The organism is Runella sp. R0.1_18 (assembly GCF_057652155.1).
Map to the genome: position 1 here is coordinate 1 of NZ_JBYFCK010000018.1, position 22340 is coordinate 22340.

The following is a 22340-nucleotide window of genomic DNA, read 5'->3' on the forward strand; positions in this document are numbered from 1 at the left end:
CTGCGCAATTTCAATCGGAATTACCCGGTCAATTTAAATCGCAGAAGGCTGCTCAATTTCATCGGAATAATCACCTACGGCGTTGCTTTTGGCCCAACTTACTACTTACAATGGCCGACTTCCGATGGGCGCGCCTACCTCGCCTGTGTTGTCGAACTGGGCGGCACGGGTACTGGATACCGAACTACTCGAATGGGCGTATCGGAACGGTTATACTTATACGCGATTTGCCGACGACCTAACTTTTTCGGGAAACCATCCCATACTACAGACTCACGTTCAGGAAATAAGAGCCATATCTACAACCAACGGTTTTACTTTCAATGAAAACAAACTCAAAATATGTTCACCCAGTGTGGAGAAATCGGTAACGGGCTTGCTGGTTGGGGAAAAGGAGGTATCATTGCCAGCTGATTTTATTGCTCAGTTTGAGGCTGAAATATCGAAACTAAAAACGGTACTTGAAGTACAACATCGGGCGGGCAAGGCACAATCAGAATGGGTCGAAAAGTTTAAAGAACAACTCACTGGGCATTCACGATTTGCTTCTTTTGTTTTGGGCGATGATCACCCTGAATACCGTCGTCTTCAACGACTTTTAGAGATGGCGACTACGCCTTCTGCCCCCTATGACAGTGCCTCCTGGCTGCATTTCAACTACTTCTGATTTATGCAACTTGTTTTAGACACCCACGGCCTAAGTGTAGGGAAACGCAATGGCTGTTTTTTTCTGAAAACCAAAAGTGAGACTCGGCTCATTAACCCACTTAAGGTTAGTAGTATTGCGGTGGCCAGTTATTGTGTTTTGAGTACTTCGGCTATTCAATTGGCGGTCAGTTATCAAATTCCCATTTATTTTTTAGATTCACTTGGACAAGTTACAGCCCGACTTGGTGCTGCGAGCTATGGCAACGACGCCACACTCCGACGACAGCAGGTGTATTTTAGGCATTCGGAGGCTGCACTTCAATGGTGTATTCAGCTTTTTAGTCTCAAAACAGCTGAGCAACTACAGAATATAGCCCTGCTGATGTCCCGGCGGTCGCGCTTTGCGGACAAAATCACTCCTCTCCAAACCGCAATGCAACTTGAACTACAAAACCTCGAAAAACTTGATACCAATCAGAGGGAAGTGTGTTTGGAACAAATTGCCATCAAAGAGGCGCTTATTGCGCGGTATTATTGGCAAATACTGGCCATCGCTATGCCTTCACCTTTTGATTTTGAAGGTCGCAGCCGCCAACCCGCCCAAGATTTTTTCAATGCAGCGCTCAATTATGCCTACGGAATGTTGTATGGGCTGGTTGAAACGGCCCTATTTTCGGTAGCACTTGACCCCTACCTTGGACTTTGGCACGCCGACCAGTACAATAAACCGACCCTTAGTTATGACCTCATTGAGCCATTTAGACCTTGGATAGACGCACTTATTGTAGAACAGGTGCTTGATGAAATGCTCAGTGAGGAGATGTTTAACTTACGCGATGGAGGTGTATTTCTCAATAAAAAAGGGAAACAACACTTCATTCCGCTTTTTCATCAGTTTATGGGTGAGCGTTGTGAGTTTAGGGGTAGTATAGCCACCCGCCGCAACCATCTTTATCGTTTTGCTGGCTATCTTAGGGAGCAAATAGCCGCTGTTGCTTTGTGAAGTACCGTTAAATTCTCTAAAAAGATGTTATATTTGGCTTGTTATGACATTGAAAATGACCGACTGCGGCAGCGTATGGCCGACCAACTCCTCAAATTGGGTTTGGAACGGGTACAGTACTCGGTGTTTGTGGGGCCATTGAATAATGAGCAACGAGACATATTAGAAGGTTTGGTAAACAAATGGTTTACTGGTCTCGAAGGTTGTGATTTTTTGCTGATACCCCTCCACCAATACAGCACCGACAATGCTACGCACATCGGAACCCAACCGCCCGATTGGGAGTATTTGACTGGTGAGAAATTGGTTTTAATTGTGTAAAAAAAAGTCTGATGCATAATTTAGGGGGTATAGCACAAAAAACAATACTACTTAACTTGTTCATTGACAATTTGTTACAAACAATGAGTGTCCAAATGAAGCAGACTGATTAGCAGGTATTGAGACTTTACTGTTCTAAATACGGTGTAAGGAAGTTTTTTAATGTCCAAATGAAGCAGACTGATTAGCAGGTATTGAGACAATATCCTTTAGTCTTTCCGCCGAAAATCCCATTTGTCCAAATGAAGCAGACTGATTAGCAGGTATTGAGACATAACTACTCCGACTATAAAGAGGATAAACCTCTAGTCCAAATGAAGCAGACTGATTAGCAGGTATTGAGACATATGCTTTAGACTGTTTTCAGCATATTCAGTTGTCCAAATGAAGCAGACTGATTAGCAGGTATTGAGACATTAATCTGACTATATAAAGGATAAACCTCTATAAATGTCCAAATGAAGCAGACTGATTAGCAGGTATTGAGACACGATGCTGATTTGGATTCTCAAATGCAAAATTATGTCCAAATGAAGCAGACTGATTAGCAGGTATTGAGACAAACTAAAATAGTCGGCGAAAGAAGAATGTCGCGGTCCAAATGAAGCAGACTGATTAGCAGGTATTGAGACATACTTGGAACTTCCGCCGTAAGTACAGCGGTGTTTTGTCCAAATGAAGCAGACTGATTAGCAGGTATTGAGACAAGCAAGATCCCCGTAGTACACTTGCATTAAATGTCCAAATGAAGCAGACTGATTAGCAGGTATTGAGACTAATTCAATAAGCGTAAGCGAGTGTCGTGCTTGTGTCCAAATGAAGCAGACTGATTAGCAGGTATTGAGACGAATCTACATCATAAAGACCTGCACTATTATTGAGTCCAAATGAAGCAGACTGATTAGCAGGTATTGAGACAGAATAACCCATTTTAATAAAGTGAGCTACGTGTCTGTCCAAATGAAGCAGACTGATTAGCAGGTATTGAGACTTTTAATCCATTCTTTAACAGAATCATCTCTGTCCAAATGAAGCAGACTGATTAGCAGGTATTGAGACAATTGACTTCATTGCTTTAGTTGTTTAAGGTTTGCTTGTCCAAATGAAGCAGACTGATTAGCAGGTATTGAGACATCCAATTATCGGTCTATCCACTATTGCTAGTGGATAGTCCAAATGAAGCAGACTGATTAGCAGGTATTGAGACATCTGCGAGTTCAGAGCCTGAACCGCCAGTCATAGGTCCAAATGAAGCAGACTGATTAGCAGGTATTGAGACATTGAGAAACATCAATATCGCAGCCACGATAAAAATGTCCAAATGAAGCAGACTGATTAGCAGGTATTGAGACATGAGGGTTTCAACAACTTTAGACTCAAAAGTTGGAGTCCAAATGAAGCAGACTGATTAGCAGGTATTGAGACAGTTTTTGCAAATAGAGTAGGAAACATATTTTCGTCCAAATGAAGCAGACTGATTAGCAGGTATTGAGACTTGAGATTTGAAACCTCGTCGGTAAACTGACGAGTCCAAATGAAGCAGACTGATTAGCAGGTATTGAGACGGTTGGTAGGGGGGCCTACGCTAAGCGTAGGTTTAGTCCAAATGAAGCAGACTGATTAGCAGGTATTGAGACATTTTCAACACTTTGTATTGCTCTGGTTAATTCTTGTCCAAATGAAGCAGACTGATTAGCAGGTATTGAGACATATTCACAGAACACAAAAAAAGACCCCCAATAGCAGTCCAAATGAAGCAGACTGATTAGCAGGTATTGAGACAATTTTTAATACAACCAAATTCAAAAGAAACCAGTCTAAATGAAGCAGACTGATTAGCAGGTATTGAGACAGATATTGAATGGTGTAGTTCGGATTTTTCATAAGTCCAAATGAAGCAGACTGATTAGCAGGTATTGAGACACCTTTACCAAGCCCTTTCAGTACTAACTCATTGTCCAAATGAAGCATACTGATTAGCAGGTATTGAGACAAAAGGCGGTGTTTTTTTACTAGACTATCTCAATGAATCCAGTTTGTGTACTTGGTTACGAAATTAAAAATTTGTTTATCAGCTTCTTGTATAAAGAATTAATCTATCAAGGTAGGGATTTGTAATAAAAAACATCCCACCTGTAAAGCAGATGGGATGTAACACATTATAAAATTTACTTTACCTACTTTTTCGCTTTTTAATGGTGTAAGGGATACATAATAGGGGCGGGCAACAATTTAGTCCAGGTTCTATCACAATAGGACAACAGCTTTCTGTTGCGCATGAATAGTTTTCAGCCTTAAATGTATAGACACCTACCGCCTCCAGTAATACTACGTTTCCAGTGGCGATAGGGTTGGTACTTCCCTCTTTGTACCACTTTACATTTGATAAATTGGTAGGGGCACGTACTTCCACTTTTTCTCCTGAACAAAGTTGTAAAGGAACCGTAAAACAAACTCTGTCTATATCATCCTCTCCTTCATCCCTGTTACATGGGTTTGAATCTTTGTCTTTTTCGTTCAATCCACATATTTCTGCCGTATTAAAATGAACACCTTCACGAGTCACGAGCATTTTATAACTTAAGTATACCGTATCTCCATTGGCATTCACTTCGCCAATGTCCCATTTCAAAATACCACCAACCATAGCAGCAATACCTCGACTAGGGATAATACTTGAGCTTTCTAATTGTCCACCTGAAATAAGGCTGTCACTTACATTGACACCTGAAGCTTTTTTACCTGATTCGTTCCATACTTTCAAGGTGTAAACTACTGTTTCTCCTAGACGAGCAACCTTCTTATTAACAACTTTCTTTAGAGCTAAATCAACCGAATCGGTGCAAACTTGAGCATACAATATAACCCTCGTCCTTGATACAGGATCAGGGCAAGTGCTAGTGTTTAAGTTACGAGCTTGTAAATAAAACGTATCGTTAGCAGCTATTATACCATTGGGTTTAAAACTTAGTGTTCCTATAGCTATTGGGTTTCCACCAATCTCTTTTTTATACCAATCGACCGTACCATACCCCTTTACAGTTGCATTGAGAGTGGGATAAGGCATTCCTTTACAAATAGCTGTATTTTGGCCGAAAGACAAAATAGGTGGTTCTGTGATACAATTACAATTAGCGGGGGGAGCAAGAATAGTATCTTTTTTACAAATGGCCGAAAGACTATCGGTAATAATAAGTGTAGTACCCACTGGTATATTACTTACCATAAAGGTATTTCCATTACCACTTAAAGTTCCTCTATTTACTTTAATCGTACCAATATTTGATATTTCTACCCCTACTGACCACGTATTATTGGCACAAACTGATGGGATTGTAACTCTGAACGTTGGTAAATTACATGGAAGGGTGCAACTTTGACTAACTGTGTTCGTTGTCCTACAACCTTTATCTGAGATAGATGTTATGGTTACGGTTTGGCCTGATTGTATCCCTGTGATTGTATTACCCGAAATCGTACCTTTATCTGCTGTGATCGAAGCTGCATCGGTCATTACAACCACCGAATAGCTCAACCCATTAGCACTACAAGTCGCTTGAGTTGACATTGTAGGTTTGGGATTTACCGCTAAGTTTACTTTTGAACGAATAGGGCTTTTGCATCCCGATAGTGTATTAATAGCTTCTACATAAAAATCCCCTTGAGATACGGTCGGAGTATAGCTTAATCCGCTTGCTAATTTTGTCCCTCCAGATGCGGTACTGTACCAATCAGCTTGTAAACCTGCTTCTACTACAATACTCAGTGTAGGAATAGCATCACCCTCACAAATTTCTTTGTTAGTTCCAATAGGTGGATTGATAGTAGGGCAATCGCATGATTTTATAGCCGAAGTGGTTACAGTACATCCGTTTAAAATAGCAGAAAGGGTTATAGCCTGACCTGACGGGATACCAAAAACAGTTGTACCAGATAATGTACCCTTATCAGTTGTTACAACTGCCCCAACAGTTGCTGTGAAAGTGAGGTTATATGTTGTTAAATCGGTTGAACAACTAATATTGGATGTATTAACAGTGATAGTTGGTTTAGGTACTACTGTCACCGTACTCAATGCGGTTCCTGTACAAGTACCTACGCTACAAGTAGTGTTATAAGTAGTAGTAACTGTAGGACTAACGGTTTTGGTTAATCCTGTTGTGCCATCATTCCAAGTGACTGTGCCAGCACAGTTGGACACGGTCAAAGTCGCCGAGCTGCCTGCGCAAATGGTTGGGCTGTTGACGCTTGGTGTAGGTTTAGGGGTAACCGTTACAGTACTAGTGGCCGTCCCTGTACCCGTGCAATTTCCTGAACTTACTGTACAAGTAGCCGTGTAAGAAGTGGTAGCCGTTGGGCTAACATTTTTGGTTAGTCCTGTTGTGCCATCATTCCACGTTACAGTACCAGCACAGTTTGAAACTGTCAAAGCCGCTGAACTGCCCGAACATATGGTTGGACTGTTAACGCTTGGCGTGGGGTTGGATGCTGTAGTTACCGTTATCGTACCCGAAGCAGTTTCTGTACAAGTACCTACGCTACAAGTAGCGTTATAAGTAGTAGTAACTGTAGGACTAACGGTTTTGGTTAATCCTGTTGTGCCATCATTCCAAGTGACTGTGCCAGCACAATTGGATACGGTCAAAGTCGCCGAGCTGCCTGCGCAAATGGTTGGGCTGTTGACGCTTGGCGTAGGTTTAGGGGTAACTGTTACGGTACTAGTGGCCGTCCCTGTACCCGTGCAACTACCTGAACTTACTGTACAAGTAGCCGTGTAAGAAGTGGTAGTCGTTGGGCTAACATTTTTGGTTAGTCCTGTTGTGCCATCATTCCAAGTAACTGAGCCAGCACAGTTTGAAACGATCAAAGTCGCTGAACTGCCTGAACAAATGGTTGGGCTGTTAATGCTTGGTGTTGGTGTCGGTATAGACGTTACTGTTACAGTACTTGTAGCCGTACCCGTGCTTGCACAACTACCTGAACTTACTGTACAAGTAGCCGTGTAAGAAGTGGTAGCCGTTGGGTTAACATTTTTGGTTAGTCCTGTTGTGCCATCATTCCACGTTACAGTACCAGCACAGTTTGAAACTATCAAGCTTGCCGACTGCCCTGCACAAATGGTTGGGCTATTAACGCTTGGCGTGGGGTTGGATGCTATAGTTACCGTTACTGTCCCCGAAGCATTGCCTATACAAGTACCTACGCTACAAGTAGCGTTATAAGTAGTAGTAACTGTAGGACTAACGGTTTTGGTTAATCCTGTTGTGCCATCATTCCAAGTGACTGTGCCAGCACAGTTGGATACGGTCAAAGTCGCCGAGCTGCCTGCGCAAATGGTTGGGCTGTTAACGTTTGGCGTAGGTTTAGGGGTAACTGTTACGGTACTAGTGGCCGTCCCTGTACCCGTGCAACTACCTGAACTTACTGTACAAGTAGCCGTATAAAAAGTGGTAGTCGTTGGACTAACAGTCTTGGTTAGTCCTGTTGTACCATCATTCCACGTTACAGTACCAGCACAGTTTGAAACCGTCAAGCTCGCCGACTGACCTGCACAAATGGTTGGGCTATTAACGCTTGGTGCTGGTGTCGGTATAGACGTTACCGTTACGGTACTTGTGGCCATTCCAGTACAAGTACCGACGGTGCAAATAGCCATATATGATGATGTTGTTGCGGGGCTCACCGTTCGCGAGGTACCACTTATTCCATCATTCCATGTCACAGTACCTGGACAATTTGACACAACTAGAGTCGTAAAACCACCTTTACAAATACTTGGACTATTAACAGCCGGAGTAGGGTTTGTACATAAACAACTACTAGGAGCATTATATGTGGTAGTTCCTGTGCAGGAAGCTCCGTTGGTTACCACTGCTGTGACGGTGTGAGTTGTTCCATTTGAAACCAAACCAGTAAGTGTATAATCAATCCATGTATAACTTACTTGACTAGTCGGTACTATATAACTTTTACTAACTAGCCCATCTGTAAATATAATTGTACTTCCAGCTACTGCATTCAATATAGTGGCTCTACCGCTTATCGAATAAGAATCAAATGTTTGATCACAAGCACTTGGTATGGCAGTAACTGTAACACTACAATTACTTATTGAACAACTCGATGGTGCCGTGTAGGTAGTAGAATTAGTGCAGTTGGTAGCACTAAATGAAGCTATTACGGTATGATTACCGCCATTGGAAGTCAAACCTGCAAGTGTATACGTCGCGGGACTATTAAAAGGAGGATAAAAAATCTGACTTTCTATACCATCACTCACTGTGAGCGTTCCAGTGCTTGGAGGGTTGTTAAAATATACATATCCAGTTGTTGAATACGTATTAGTACTCGAATTACAAACGGTCGGTGTAGCACTTATACTGCTAATACTACAATTAGCGCAGCCCGTTACTACCACACTTTTCGTTACAGTACAGCCTTGACAGTCAGTAATCGTCACAGAATAAGTACCCGCTGTGGTTGCAGTTATGCTTTGTTGTGAAGAAGTAAAACCATTTGGACCGTTCCAAGAATAAGTAGGTGCTGAAGAACCTCCCGAGCCACATCCATAATACACTCTTACCTGGTCTATCTCTAATATGGTTCGCAGAGTTTGTCCTGTAGTTGGATCTACAGGTACAAATCCAGGTTCAGGGGCATATCCTTGTATAAATACTCTGTACTGCTTTGTGTTAGCTGATAAAACAAAATCAGGGTCAGTACTTAGGTCTATTGTATATTGTTGCCACGAAGACCGAGGAACAGTTAATCCTGATTGTTCATAATAAACTATATTTCCTGAGGGGTCAGTGATTCTTATACCGAATAAGGTAGAAGAAACGGGTCCTGTTAGCGCAATAGATCCTCTAACATAAAAAGATATTTTTGATAATTTTCCAGATGACGCAGCCGAAGCACCCACTGTAAAGAAAAAACCATACTGGCTTGGTAAAGATGTTGGATCATTAAAAAAAGACGAGTTTGATTGAGGAGCACACATTGATTGTAAAGATCCTTCTGCACCATTCTGTGTACATGAATTAGCAAAACTATACCCCGCTGAAAAATTGTCTATGGAAGTAAGGTTTACTCCACAGCTAATAGGCGTTACCGTCGCTGGATAAGGAGCCCCAAACTGGCAATAGTCCATAGTATAACTAATCCCGACTCCTTCCGTTGCAGCACAACTGCTCGCTCCCGTTACATTGGCAGTCAGTGTAGTACTACCTGTACATACAGAAGTAGTACCTGATATGGCAGCATTAAGGGTACATTGTGAATAAAGCACACTTCGAGTCGACAGTAAAAACAACAGAATTGTGTAATATGAATACACAATCTTCCTAAAAAAGAGTAGGGATTTCATTTTTGTAGGGGTAAAAGTTGGGTACTTTAAAATTTGTACCCTATCCCAAGCAAACTATAGGCTGTAAAAATGAAAGCCGTAGCAAAATAACTTCAAACTACGAAATATCTTGTGAAATTCGGTTTTGGCAATATAAAAGGCCGTTTTTTTAAGCGTAAGTTAACGCAAGTTAAATTCACATCTTTTAAAGGTAGAAAAATTAGCAAAACGCCTTTATTTTAAGTAAAAACGCCTTTTATAAGGTAAAACTGGTTTTTGTTACACTGAAACCCCCACAAATAAAGGTTCGTTTATTTTGTGTTGGCCTGATTTTTGTGGGGATTTTTAATACCGTTAACACACTTTTTCAGACATTTTAATTTGGTACTTTTTGGGAGTTATTCCAAAATGCTTTTGAAACATTTTGTTGAATTTTATACCTGATTTATCACCATATCCTACCATCTTTGAAACTACGCTTGCTTTATACCCTCTACCCAATAGTTCCGCACTTTTCATCATCCTAGATTGCATATACGCTTTATACATGGGTTGCCCATACTCTTCAAGAAAAAGCACTTTTAATTTATTGACACTAACCCCAAACTCGGCAGCAATTTCTGACATTCCAGGCATAGGGACTTCCGTAATTTCATTGATGTATTTATTGTAAATTTTTTTAGCAACATTTTCCTTTCCATTATTTATTTCAAAAATAGGAGCCGTAGTTTCATGAACAACATTCAACTCTTCTCTTTTATGAAGATTCTCTTCTCTTTTAAATTGTACTTCAAAAGCAAATTGCTGTGATAAGAAATAATCAAGACATTTAGTAAGGGATTCAGGAGCTATTTTAATAACTACAACCGAATTAATCATTGACGCTTCCGTCTCTTTGAGGCTTCGCAAAGGTTGTGTAATCGCAGACATGTTAATAAAAAACGGTTTTCAAAATAAGGTTATAAACACATTTATTAACTGCAAAGGTCAAACCAAAAAAAGATTTTAACCAACCAAATAATGCGTATACGCTTTAAAATAACATGAACAAAAACTTTTGTTACATCAAATTGGATATAAACATATTTACTAAACTGGAAGAGCCACCACCACTTGAGTACCTTTACCTTGCTTACTTTGTATATTGAGGCTACCACCGAGTTTCTGCACAATATCATGTGATAAACTCAACCCCAAACCAGTACCTTTTTCTTTGTTTGTACCTACGCTCGGTAAGGGTAGTTGAAACAAACTGTCCAATTTATCAGTGGAAATGCCTACGCCCGTGTCTTTTAACAGTATTTCAAGACCTCCCTGAACGCTTCGGCAAGCAATTTGGATGTAACCTCCAACCTCCGTAAATTTAATGGCATTACTGATTAGATTACGAAGTACTATTTTCAAATAACCCTCATCTGTTTTAATCTCTACATCGTTTTCAATATTATTCAAAAAAGTAATCCCTTTTTCTTCCAAGGCATACCGATACTCTTCCATCAATTCTTCGGCTAAAGGTTGGAGTGGAACAGATACAGGTACAGGCGCCGCCTTTTTGAGTTGCATACTTGCCCAATACAGCACATTGTTCAGAATATCCTGCACCCCTTTGAGTTCTGCTTGAATGTGGGTGTGTTGGATTTCGATAGATTGATTGAGGTTCATCACCAAGCGATTGATGGGGCTGCGCAGGTCGTGGCTGAGCAGGGCAAATATTCTGTCTTTCACGTGATTCGATTCTGCCAAAGCGGCAGCTTGCTGACTAATAATTTTGTTTTGTTTGCGAGTTTCAATAAAACTATATACCGCCCAAGCCGCACTGAACAAAGCAAGAATAGAAATGGCAAGAAATGCATATTTTTGTTTTTTCTGAATCTCAATTTCTTGTTCTTTTAGCAAGGTTTGGGTACGAGCTTCTTGTACTTTTTTCTCTTGTTTAATTTGCTCTAAATGTACATCATTTTCAGCCATCAGGGCCTCTATGGCAACATCGTGCATTTGTCTGTAGAGTGTATCGGCTTGTTCGTTGCAGGCAAGGGCTTGTTGATATTTCTCTGCTTTTTTATAGGCTTTACCTAGATAAAGTAAGGCAGTATATTTTTCATTTTCCAAACGGATTTGATTGGTGACAGCATTAAAATTAGCAATGGCTTTGCGTAAGTAGCGAATAGACTCTTGGTTACGATTAAGCATATAAACAGATTGCCCCATAAGCATATACTTCATTCCTAAATAAGCCAACCTTATTTTGTTACTCTGGAGTATATTATAATGATTACGGGGATAAAAGCCAGCTAATAACCGAAATGATTTTTCATATTCATTAATCGTAAAATAATATTGAGCTAAATAAAGATCTAATTGGTCATTATAATAAATTGTTTTAATACTTTTTTTATATATCTCATATTCCTTTAAAAATTTCTGTTCATCATGTTTTTTCCATAAACGAGCATGCTGTTCGAATATTAAAATAGATACTTCATCATACTCTAGACTTTCTTTGAAAGTGTATTTTTTTGATAATTTTAAATAATTGATATATTTTTCAGAATTTATATTATAACTTAAGTAAAAACATAGATTAGTGTATATGTTTCTCAAGGCAATAGAATCAAATTTATTCCATTGTTTTTTACTTTGTATATAGTCAACTATTTCAAAACTAGCTTTGAAAAAATTATATTTTTTTGACGAATGATTATATAACTCCATCAGATTAAAGGAAGGATTTATTAGATATTTTTTATTCTCTAACTTCATAGCTGCATCTTTACTTTTTTTGAAATATTTTTCAGCTTTTTCAAAATAGTACTTTTGCTCTGATTGGTTATCACTTCTGAAATAGAAGTCTTTACAAACGACACCTAAATTATTCCATACTTCTGATACTAAAGAGTATTCAGGATGTTTTTCGGCTACTGCTTTAGCTTTTAAACTATACGCCCAAGCACTATCAAGCAGTAATGGAACATCTTGTAATACTGCTATATCTCTAAAATAAAAACTAATATCCACATACACCATCATGCGTGTTGTATCATGATTAGCGGCGGCTAATTTGGCTTTAAGTTTTTGTAGTTCGGGGTCTTGGGCTTGGGGCTTTTGGGCAAAAGACGAAAAGGCTTGGCCCATCAATAAGGCAAGCAAAATGAAAGGATAGTATAGATGTTTCATTTAGGGAATTGGTGTTTCAATCTCGTTATCAAACAATCGTAATAATCCTTCTAATTTTCCTTTGTAAGAGGAACCAATGGGCACCGAGGCATTTTTTAAATAGAGTTTGTTGTGATCGAATCCAGTCAATTTGTTAAGGTTGATAATAAACGACTTGTGGACACGCATAAATTTCTTCCCTTCAAGCATATTTTCCAGGTCAGTCAGCGAATCGTTAATAACGTGGGTGATACCCTCTTGAGTAACCACTTTGGCATAAATACCATACCCTTCAAAGTAGTCTATTTCATCAATACAAAATCGTTGAAACTTCCGCCCCATTTTCAGGAAGATGCTCTTACTGTCTACTAACTGCCCGCTTTCCACATCGGCTTCTAAGGCTCTGTTGATAGCCAATACCAATCTTCTGATGTCGATGGGCTTTACCAAAAAATCTTTGGCGATGCCGATGTTATAACTTTCTACGGCGTAGTCGGGAGTGTTGCTCATGATCACTACCGGCGGCAAATGAGGGTGCTGACGAAGCAAATCAAACCCATTAAGACCATCCGTACTTTCCAAATTAATATCCAAAAATAGGAGGTCTATACTATTGGATTTAAGCGCCATGAGCGTTTCACCGTACGTCTTGCAATAGCCTGTCACTTTGATAAAAGCTAATTTTTTGAGCTGCCCTGCCAAATCTTGTACAAAGCCCGCATCGTCATCCACAATAAGGCATGAGATAAGTTGCATATTCTTCTAATGTAAACTTGATACTAAAGTAGAAGTGTATTCTCAAAGTCTGGTAAAAGAATGTAAATATAGGTATGTATTTAGTATTTAAACAATGTCTTTATGCCCAAATTCTATGCCAACTAGGTTAAACAAATATTAAATAAGATAATTTATAAATAGTTTGAAATGACAATAGGCATGTTAGGTATACAAATAACTGTATTCACATAAAAAAATGGCATTTCAGATGTTTTAATAATTTTTACCTTTTTCATTCTACTATTAGTAGACTTTCACAAGCCAAATTCAACTTTCAGTACACTTTTTTTTCTGATGACTTGCTAAAGACGCTGTTTGAATGTTTCGACTCAACACTTTCTTAAGCTGGACTTGATTTTGTAGCAGATGCCCTATACCTACATTTGAAAATTAACTTCTCAGGCAATGCTCTGTAGCTTTTTAGACTCTTCATAATGAATTGAGTGTCTTCCTAGATTGGGGGGGAATCACCCCATATCCATGAATTAAACTTCGTCTACTAATTCAACCACTTATTAAAAATATGAAACATTTCAACAAATCTCGAACCATGCTTTGGGTCATGGTTCTGCTGAGTAGCCTCAGCACTTTTGCCCAAAACTCAATGGTCGGCGATGGCTTCGGCGGCAGGGCTGGCTACGACCCCATTAATTATAGACATAATCTCAATACTGCTTTTGCTGTTTGTGGTGCTAATAAGCAACTATATGCTTGGGGTGATAATAGTAATATGCAATTTGGAACAGGGAGTTATACACCAGTTTCATCAGCAACACCAGTAGCTGTACCGGGTATGACTAATGTACGAATGTTTGCAGGTAGTTATACGAATATTGCTATCAAAAATGATGGCACAGTTTGGATGTGGGTACAGAGTAGTGGGGCATTCTATTTTTCCACACCTTATCAAATTGGTAGCAATGCTTATCATGCAAGTACTTATAACTATGTGGCATCTTATGTAAAAACGGATGGCACGGTTTGGTCTGTTGGTGAAAATAGATTTGGTGAATTTGGAAATGGTACAACTTATGGTGGTTGTACAGCCCCACCATGTACCCCCGCACAAATGACAGGTATCACTACTGCCAAGAGAGTTGCTTCTGCCGCAGCATCTACATTGGTATTGTTAGCCGATGGAACCCTCATGCAATGTGGAACGGGAAATGGTAGTTTCCCAGCAAGTTTAACTGGTTTAACGCCAGTTGTAGTTCCTAATGTAAGTAATGTCGTAGATATAAAAGCTAGTCCTATTGCTTTCTATGCCCTTACAGCTTCTGGGCAGGTATATAGTTGGGGGTTAGAAGACCCCACGTTAGGAAGAGGGTTTTCATCTGGGGCGACCCCTCAAATGCCCGGTTTAATTACTTTTCCCGCAGGGGCTGCCCCTATTAAAGCCCTAAGTTCAAATTTTTATACTTGTATGGCATTGGACGACAATGGCAATCTTTATGCTTGGGGACAAAACTTTTATGGACAATTCGGAAATGGCACGTCTGGAAGTATTTATAAAACCCCTGTATTGGTAGCTACAGGAGTACGTGATATGTCATGTGGATTTACTGTGAACTATATGAATAAAACAGACGGCACACTATGGGCAGCGGGTAATATCGATAATACTTGGATGGATTTACCAAATGTACAACGTACTACTTGGACACAAATCACACCTACTGGCTCGCCCATGAACTTGTGTACCCCTACTTCCTTCATAGGTATGCCGCCCTGCGTAGCAGGTACTACTGCCCCAGCCGTTACGCCTACTACGGCTACCAATAGCTGCCCAACTACTACCGTAAATTTGGCAAGTTTGGCAATCAGCAGTACTACCCCAAGCGGAGCAAGCCTAATATGGAGTACGCACAAAACGCCTACATCGGCAGCAGATACCCTCACTACGGCACAAAAAACAGCCGTCAGCACCGCAGGCAAATATTATGCCCTTTATTACGATGCCACCAACGCCTGTTATAGCCCTGCCGATAGTGTTACCATTACGCTAACTACTTGTATAGCACCGCTTACCGCCAACACCCCAGCGGCACAAACTGCCACTACGGGTACTGCCAAAACAGGCAATGCCGCAACGGAGTTAGCCCCCACAGGTGGCGTAAGCCCCTATATATACAGCAACGGAGCAGGCAATGCGGCTTGTGTAGCCCCAAGCGGTGCAACAGCACTAACTGGCTTAACAGTCAATGCCAATGGCTCATACAGCTATACTGCTCCTACTACGGCAGGCACGTATTACTACTGTATCAAAGTATGCGATAGTGCTACCCCTACGGCAAGCTGTATCGTAAAAACTTATACCCTTACGGTATCGCCACCAGCCTGTACGGTAACGGGTATTACGCCAACGATTATAAAAAATTAACTAATCACACCCTACATTCTCCCTCTGGGGGTTAGGGGGCTTTAAAAAATGAATAAGATGAACTATCAATATATATCTCGAACCATGCTTTGGGTCATGGTTCTGCTGAGTAGCCTCAGCACTTTTGCCCAAAATGCTATGGTGGGCGATGGTTTCGGCGGCAGAACAGGCTATTGTCCTGTAAATTATACACTTGGCAACTATTTTACTGCGTTTGGAGTATGTGGTAGCAATAACCAATTATATGCTTGGGGGCAAAATGCTTCTTCAGGCTTTGGACAGGCTACCCCTGCCAGTTCTACTACCCCTGTTGCTGTACCGGGTATGACAAACGTCATTCAATTTCGTACAGGTCAGGCTATCACCGCGGCCATTAAAAGCGATGGCACAGGCTGGGTTTGGGGAGTCAATAGTCCAATAAATTTCCCTACGCCTACACAAGTAATAACAGATGTTGTTTATTGTGATGCAGGTGATAGAATTGCCTATTTCATAAAAAAAGATGGCACAGTTTGGGCAGTAGGAGATGCCACAACTTGTACAGGGCCCGCTGGTAATTGTGCTATACAAATGCCAGGAGTTACAACGGCCAAAAGGGTAGTTCCTGAAAATGGTAGAAACTCAATAATATTGCTGGCAGATGGTACTGTTAAGAGAACTTTTAATCCAACTATTGCACCAACAACTTTTGCGGGTTTAAGCAATATTGTAGCTGTTGAAAGCAGAATGGGGGATGAGTTTTTTCTTAATAGTGCTGGTCAGGTATATTATGCTCTTCAAGGTCTGACGACACTTACACTTGTATCTTTTCCGTCAGGGGCAGCCCCTATCAAAGCATTAAGTACTTATCCAGTGGGCAATGGGATTATGGCTTTGGATGATAATGGTAATATGTACACTTGGGGCTATTCGACAGGTGGCGTATTGGGCAATGGCATCAATAATTCTACTTATGTATCCTCACCACAGTTACGTCTTACCAATGTTCGTGATATAATGATGGGAAATACGACAAGCTACGCTGTCAAAAACGATGGAACATTATGGGCTACGGGTAGCTCTACACCAAGTGATGGAGATGATTTATACATGGATTTAAGTAATACACAACGTACTACTTATACACAAATTAACCCTACTGCTGTTGGTTTATGTAGCCCAACTACTGCCTGTTTTACAGGTATGCCCATCTGTATAGCAGGTACTACTGCCCCAGCCGTTACGCCTACTACCGCTACCAATAGCTGCCCAACTACAACGGTAAACTTAGCAAGTTTGGCAGTCAGCAGCACTACCCCAAGCGGTGCAAGCCTCATATGGAGTACACACAAAACGCCTACTTCGGCAGGCGATACCCTCACTACGGCACAAAAAACAGCCGTCAGCACCGCAGGCAAATATTATGCGATGTATTACGATGCTACCAACGCCTGTTATAGCCCTGCCGATAGTGTAATAATTACGATTACTACTTGTTCAACACCTATTTCAGTAAGTAATACTTGTCCAACGGCTACTGTCAATCTGATGACGGCAATCTCGACTACAAATATACCAAGTGGGGCAACGATTACATGGCATACAGGCACACCTGCCACTACTGCCAACAAAGTAACAACGCCAACGGCTATCAGTACATCAGGAACATATTATATGGCATTTTTCGATGGCACAGCCAATTGCTACAGCAATGCCTCTCAGTCGGTAACTGTAACAATTACAACATGTACAACGCCATTATCAGCTAACACTCCAGCGGCACAAACAGCCAGTGTAGGAGCCGCCAAAACAGGGAATGCGGCAACGGAGTTAGCCCCAACGGGAGGAGTAAGTCCTTACACATATAGTAATGGAGCAGGTGATGCAGCTTGTGTAGCCCCAAGCGGTGCAACGGCACTTACAGGTTTAACTGTAAACAGCAATGGCACGTATAGTTATACTGCCCCAGCTACGGCAGGGACATACTATTACTGTATCAAAGTGTGTGATAGTGCTACCCCTACGGCAAGTTGTATCGTAAAAACTTATACCCTTACAGTATCACCTAATCCATTAACTGCCAACACTCCAGCGGCACAAACAGCCAGTGTAGGAGCAGCCAAAACAGGGAATGCGGCAACGGAGTTAGCCCCAACGGGAGGAGTAAGTCCTTACACATATAGTAATGGAGCAGGTGATGCAGCTTGTGTAGCCCCAAGCGGTGCAACGGCACTTACAGGTTTAACTGTAAACAGCAATGGCACGTATAGTTATACTGCCCCAGCTACGGCAGGGACATACTATTACTGTATCAAAGTGTGTGATAGTGCTACCCCTACGGCAAGTTGTATCGTAAAAACTTATACCCTTACAGTATCACCTAATCCATTAACTGCTAACACTCCATCAGCACAATCAGGTTATCCAGACGAAGTGAAAACAGGGAATGCGGCAACGGAGTTAGCCCCCACAGGAGGCACAAGCCCCTATACATATAGCCTTGCCAACAACGATGCAGCTTGTGTAGCCCCATCAGGAGCAACAGCGATAACAGGGGCAACTACCATTTCAATAAACAGTACCACAGGTGAATATACTTATACGGTACCAAGTACGCTTCCAAACACATCAAAAACGTTCTATTTTTGTGTAAAAGTTTGTGACAGTACTTCTCCAACAGCAAACTGTGTAGTAAAAACCTATACAGTCAATGCTACGGCGGCCACATTAGCCATTGCCGCTACAAGTGCGGATAAAGCCGAGGGTAACAGTGGCACAACACCATTTACCTTTACGGTTACAAGAAGTGGCAATACCACAGGTCCAGCAACCGCTACTTGGTATCTTGTAGGAACTGGTGCTAATCCAGTAGATGCAGTCGATTTTGCACCACCTACATTGCCTAAGAGTGGTACGGTAAATTTTGCCGCAGGTGAAACTTCAAATGTGATTACCATCAATGTGGCAGGTGATAATACGATAGAACCAGTTGAAACCTTCAAAATAACTTTGTCAAATAGTGGTTCTTCAGTTATTACAACGGCTGTTGCCAATGGCACAATTCAGAACGATGATGTAGCTTTATCAGCCAATGATCCAGCGGCACAAACTGCCAGTATAGGAGTAGCCAAAACAGGCAATGCAGCCACAGAATTAGCCCCAACAGGTGGCGTAAGCCCTTACACATACAGTAATGGAGCAGGTGATGCAGCTTGCGTAGCCCCAAGCGGTGCAACAGCACTAACTGGCTTAACCGTAAACAGCAACGGCACATACAGCTATACTGCCCCAGCAACGGCAGGCACGTATTATTACTGTATCAAAGTATGCGATAGTGCTACGCCTACGGCAAGCTGTATCGTAAAAACTTATACCCTTACAGTATCACCTAATTCATTAGCTGCCAACACTCCAGCAGCACAATCAGGTTATCCAACCGAAGTGAAAACAGGGAATGCGGCAACGGAGTTAGCCCCCACAGGAGGCACAAGCCCCTATACTTATAGCCTTGCCAACAACGATGCCGCTTGTGTAGCCCCAAGCGGTGCAACAGCGATAACAGGGTCAACTAATATTTCAATAAACAGTACCACAGGTGAATATACTTATACGGTACCAAGTACGCTTCCAAACACATCAAAAACGTTCTATTTTTGTGTAAAAGTTTGTGATAGCACTACCCCAACGGCAAGCTGTGTAGTAAAAACATATATAGTGAATGCTACGGCATCTACATTGGCAATTGCCGCTACAAGTGCAGATAAAGCCGAGGGTAACAGTGGCACAACACCATTTACCTTTACGGTTACAAGAAGTGGCAATACCACAGGACCAGCGAGTGTTGGTTGGTATACAGGAACTGGTACTAACCCAGTAGATGCAACCGATTTTGTACCAGCTTCATTGCCTATGGTTGGTACTGTAAATTTCGCCGCAGGTGAAACTTCAAAAGTGATTACAATCAATGTAGCAGGTGATAATACCATAGAAACAGACGAAACCTTCAAAGTAACTTTGACAAATAGTGGTTTTTCACTTGTTACAACGGCTGTTGCTAATGCTACAATTCAGAACGATGACTACTTAGACACAGACGGAGATGGCGTAGCTGATGATATAGATTTAGACGACGACAACGACGGTATTTCAGATGCCACCGAAGGAACAGCAGATACCGACGGTGACGGTGTCATAGATGCCAAAGATTTGGATGCCGATAACGACGGTATCAACGATGTAATCGAAGCAGGTGGCACCGATGCCAACGGCGACGGAAAACAAGACGGAACACCAAATGCAACCACCGGTCAAATTGGTACAGGTTTAACCCCACCCAACAGCGACAACGATACCGTACCCGATTATAAAGATTTGGATTCTGACAACGATGGCGTTTCTGACCTACAAGAAGGCGGTAGCAACGGCACCGATGCCAACAACGACGGTGTGGTTGATGGTCCCGACACCGATGGTGACGGCATTCCAAACTCAGTGGATGGCCTCACAGGCTATGGCGATGCAGCTTCTCCTGCCCTACCCAATGGCGACAACGACACAACCCCTGACTACAAAGATGTGGATAGTGATGGCGATGGTATAATGGACATCGTAGAGAAAGCAGGCAAAGGCAGCTTGGATACCAACAACGACGGTATGGTGGACAGCCCAACTGACCCCGACGGCGACGGTATTGCCAACAACAGTGGTTTAGATACAGTACCTACAGGTTTTGGTGGATTGCCAACGGCAACAGGCCCAACTGCAGACTTATTTGCTAACTATACGTTTGGAAATGTTACGTTTAAAGTCAACGATACCCGCACAGTGATTATCAACATCAACGAAATTAAAGGAGGCGCTACAAATGGCACAATTGAGTTTTTTGTTCCAACCATGATAGGCTATACTGTAACATTTACTCCTTCTCAAACTGCTGCCACAGTGATTGGAGCAGAAACAGTAAATAATAGTGATTGGACAATGACTAATACGGGTACGGGTATGAAGTTTACTTCAAAAGCAGGTGTAGTTATACCTGCCAACGGCCGTAGCCGAATAGCACTCACAATCAAAGCCGACACAGCAGGTACGTCAGCCAATTTGACTACCAACATTACACCTTCTTCGGGGGGGGATGGTGTGTCGACAAACAACGTAGCCGTACTAGGTATGTCTGTTCAAAACTAAATCACTATCTATTTTCTCTCTTCTTATTTAGTTTTTCTGAACTGAAATAAGAAGAGAGAAAGCTCTTCTATAAGCAACTAATTTATGAAAAAGCAATTACAATCATTGGCGGTCATTGCGTGGCTGGCCCTTACCAAAGCCATTGCCCAAAATGCCGACCCTGCTGTTACAAGTGCAGCTTTTGCCCCTACTTCCACGGCCATAGGCCAAACGTCTGAGCTAACCGTCAACTTTAGCAATGCTGGTACCACTGCTATTCCTGCGGGCTCTATTGAAGTAACTATAAGCGCTCCTTACGTGTATTATTCAAACGGTGGTACTCCCTTCCCTACTGGGGCAGGTGCTGGACTCTTTACGTGGACTTATCTTGGTTCTGATACATGGCGAGGGGTTAATATTAACTCTATTGCGGCTGCGGCGGGAGGAGCTATTACCATTACTGTAAAAGGACTTTCGGTAACGTCGGCCGCTGAGTTGACCAACGTCAATGTCCAGCCAGTTAATAGCTTTGCCTCTTTCAGCGATTTGCCGAACAACAACAATCTCCAACCAGGATTGGCTGTATTGGCTGATACTGACGGAGATGGGACACCAGATGATACCGATACTGACGACGACAATGACGGTATTTTGGATACCCAAGACAAGCTTCCACTTGATACCGATAACGACGGCACGCCCAATGCGACCGACACCGACGATGACGGGGATGGCATTCTTGACACGGCTGAAGCGGCAGGTAAAGTTCTCGATACCGACAACGACGGTACGCCCAATGCGACCGATACCGATGATGATAACGACGGTATTTTGGACACGGCTGAAATAGGCACACTCGATGGAAGTGGTAAATACACTCTGCCTGATTCTGACGGGGATGGCCTGCCTGATTTGATTGATCCACTTGATACTGATGGAGATGGGATACCAGACAGCACGGATACCGACGACGACAATGACGGGCTCCCTGACGTAGTTGATAAACTTCCACTAGACACCGACAACGACGGCACGCCCAATGTGACCGACACTGACGATGACGGGGATGGCATTCTTGACACGGCCGAAGCGGCAGGTAAATCCCTCGATACCGACAACGACGGTACGCCCAATGTGACCGATACGGACGATGATAACGATGGTATATTGGACACGGCTGAAATTGGAACATTAGATGCTAATGGGAAATTTACCTTACCTGATTCTGATGGGGATGGGCTGCCTGATTTGATTGATGCACTTGATACTGACGGAGACGGAACTCTTGATGATACAGATACGGACGATGACAATGACGGTATTTTGGATACCCAAGACAAGCTTCCACTTGACACCGATAACGACGGTACGCCCAATGCGACCGACACCGACGATGACGGGGATGGCATCCTTGACACGGCCGAAGCGGCAGGTAAAGCCCTCGATACCGACAACGACGGTACGCCCAATGCGACCGATACGGACGATGATAACGACGGTATTTTGGACACGGCCGAAATGGGAACACTCGACGGAAGTGGTAAATACACCCTACCTGATTCTGACGG

Annotated in this window: 9 protein-coding genes, 1 pseudogene and 1 CRISPR repeat array; of the genes and pseudogenes, 6 read left to right on the top strand and 4 right to left on the bottom strand. The window is 42.2% G+C overall.

All coding sequences use genetic code 11. The features are described from left to right. Positions 1–82: 82 nt before the first annotated feature. The 3 genes from AC23P2_RS24115 to cas2 are packed head-to-tail and all read left to right on the top strand — an operon-like array spanning position 83 to position 1972. Positions 83–667: a reverse transcriptase domain-containing protein gene (locus AC23P2_RS24115; RefSeq protein WP_487775574.1), complete on the top strand. Its 585-nt coding sequence runs from the start codon at positions 83–85 to the stop codon at positions 665–667. Positions 668–670: 3 nt separating this feature from the next. Beyond that, positions 671–1651: a CRISPR-associated endonuclease Cas1 gene (gene cas1 / locus AC23P2_RS24120; RefSeq protein WP_487775575.1), complete on the top strand. Its 981-nt coding sequence runs from the start codon at positions 671–673 to the stop codon at positions 1649–1651. 24 nt (positions 1652–1675) lie between these two features. Continuing rightward, on the top strand, positions 1676–1972 hold the full coding sequence (gene cas2 / locus AC23P2_RS24125) for a CRISPR-associated endonuclease Cas2 (RefSeq protein ID WP_487775576.1): 297 nt from the start codon (positions 1676–1678) through the stop codon (positions 1970–1972). 89 nt (positions 1973–2061) lie between these two features. Beyond that, positions 2062–3965: a CRISPR direct-repeat array (repeat unit 37 nt; unit sequence GTCCAAATGAAGCAGACTGATTAGCAGGTATTGAGAC). A gap of 180 nt (positions 3966–4145) precedes the next feature. On the opposite strand, the gene AC23P2_RS24130 is transcribed toward cas2, so the two are convergent. From AC23P2_RS24130 to AC23P2_RS24145, 4 genes are all read right to left on the bottom strand, one after another. Continuing rightward, the gene (locus AC23P2_RS24130) at positions 4146–9338 is read right to left on the bottom strand and encodes an Ig-like domain-containing protein (RefSeq protein ID WP_487775577.1); all 5193 of its coding nucleotides are present in this window, start codon (positions 9336–9338) and stop codon (positions 4146–4148) included. Positions 9339–9671: 333 nt separating this feature from the next. Further along, positions 9672–10247 (bottom strand): helix-turn-helix domain-containing protein, encoded by a 576-nt coding sequence (locus AC23P2_RS24135; protein WP_487775578.1) that lies wholly within the window; start codon positions 10245–10247, stop codon positions 9672–9674. A gap of 159 nt (positions 10248–10406) precedes the next feature. Next, the gene (locus AC23P2_RS24140; protein ID WP_487775579.1) at positions 10407–12491 is read right to left on the bottom strand and encodes a sensor histidine kinase; all 2085 of its coding nucleotides are present in this window, start codon (positions 12489–12491) and stop codon (positions 10407–10409) included. Beyond that, positions 12492–13226 carry a LytR/AlgR family response regulator transcription factor gene (locus tag AC23P2_RS24145; RefSeq protein ID WP_487775580.1) on the bottom strand — a complete coding sequence of 245 codons (735 nt, stop codon included), beginning with the start codon at positions 13224–13226 and terminating at the stop codon, positions 12492–12494. Positions 13227–13770: 544 nt separating this feature from the next. On the opposite strand from AC23P2_RS24145, the gene AC23P2_RS24150 reads away from it, so the two are divergent. From AC23P2_RS24150 to AC23P2_RS24160, 3 genes and pseudogenes are all read left to right on the top strand, one after another. After that, positions 13771–15627, top strand: coding sequence for an RCC1 domain-containing protein (locus tag AC23P2_RS24150; protein WP_487775581.1), 1857 nt, complete (start codon positions 13771–13773; stop codon positions 15625–15627). Positions 15628–15684: 57 nt separating this feature from the next. Continuing rightward, positions 15685–20793, top strand: coding sequence for a Calx-beta domain-containing protein (locus AC23P2_RS24155; protein ID WP_487775582.1), 5109 nt, complete (start codon positions 15685–15687; stop codon positions 20791–20793). 84 nt (positions 20794–20877) lie between these two features. Then, positions 20878–22340: pseudogene (locus tag AC23P2_RS24160) on the top strand (hypothetical protein); the annotation flags it as partial.

Coding starts and splice junctions, on each gene's coding strand:
- cas2 (WP_487775576.1), top strand. CDS start 1,676: ATGTTATATTTGGCTTGTTATGACATTGAAAATGACCGACTGCGGCAG.
- AC23P2_RS24140 (WP_487775579.1), bottom strand. CDS start 12,491: ATGAAACATCTATACTATCCTTTCATTTTGCTTGCCTTATTGATGGGC.
- AC23P2_RS24130 (WP_487775577.1), bottom strand. CDS start 9,338: ATGAAATCCCTACTCTTTTTTAGGAAGATTGTGTATTCATATTACACA.
- AC23P2_RS24135 (WP_487775578.1), bottom strand. CDS start 10,247: ATGTCTGCGATTACACAACCTTTGCGAAGCCTCAAAGAGACGGAAGCG.
- cas1 (WP_487775575.1), top strand. CDS start 671: ATGCAACTTGTTTTAGACACCCACGGCCTAAGTGTAGGGAAACGCAAT.
- AC23P2_RS24145 (WP_487775580.1), bottom strand. CDS start 13,226: ATGCAACTTATCTCATGCCTTATTGTGGATGACGATGCGGGCTTTGTA.
- AC23P2_RS24150 (WP_487775581.1), top strand. CDS start 13,771: ATGAAACATTTCAACAAATCTCGAACCATGCTTTGGGTCATGGTTCTG.
- AC23P2_RS24155 (WP_487775582.1), top strand. CDS start 15,685: ATGAACTATCAATATATATCTCGAACCATGCTTTGGGTCATGGTTCTG.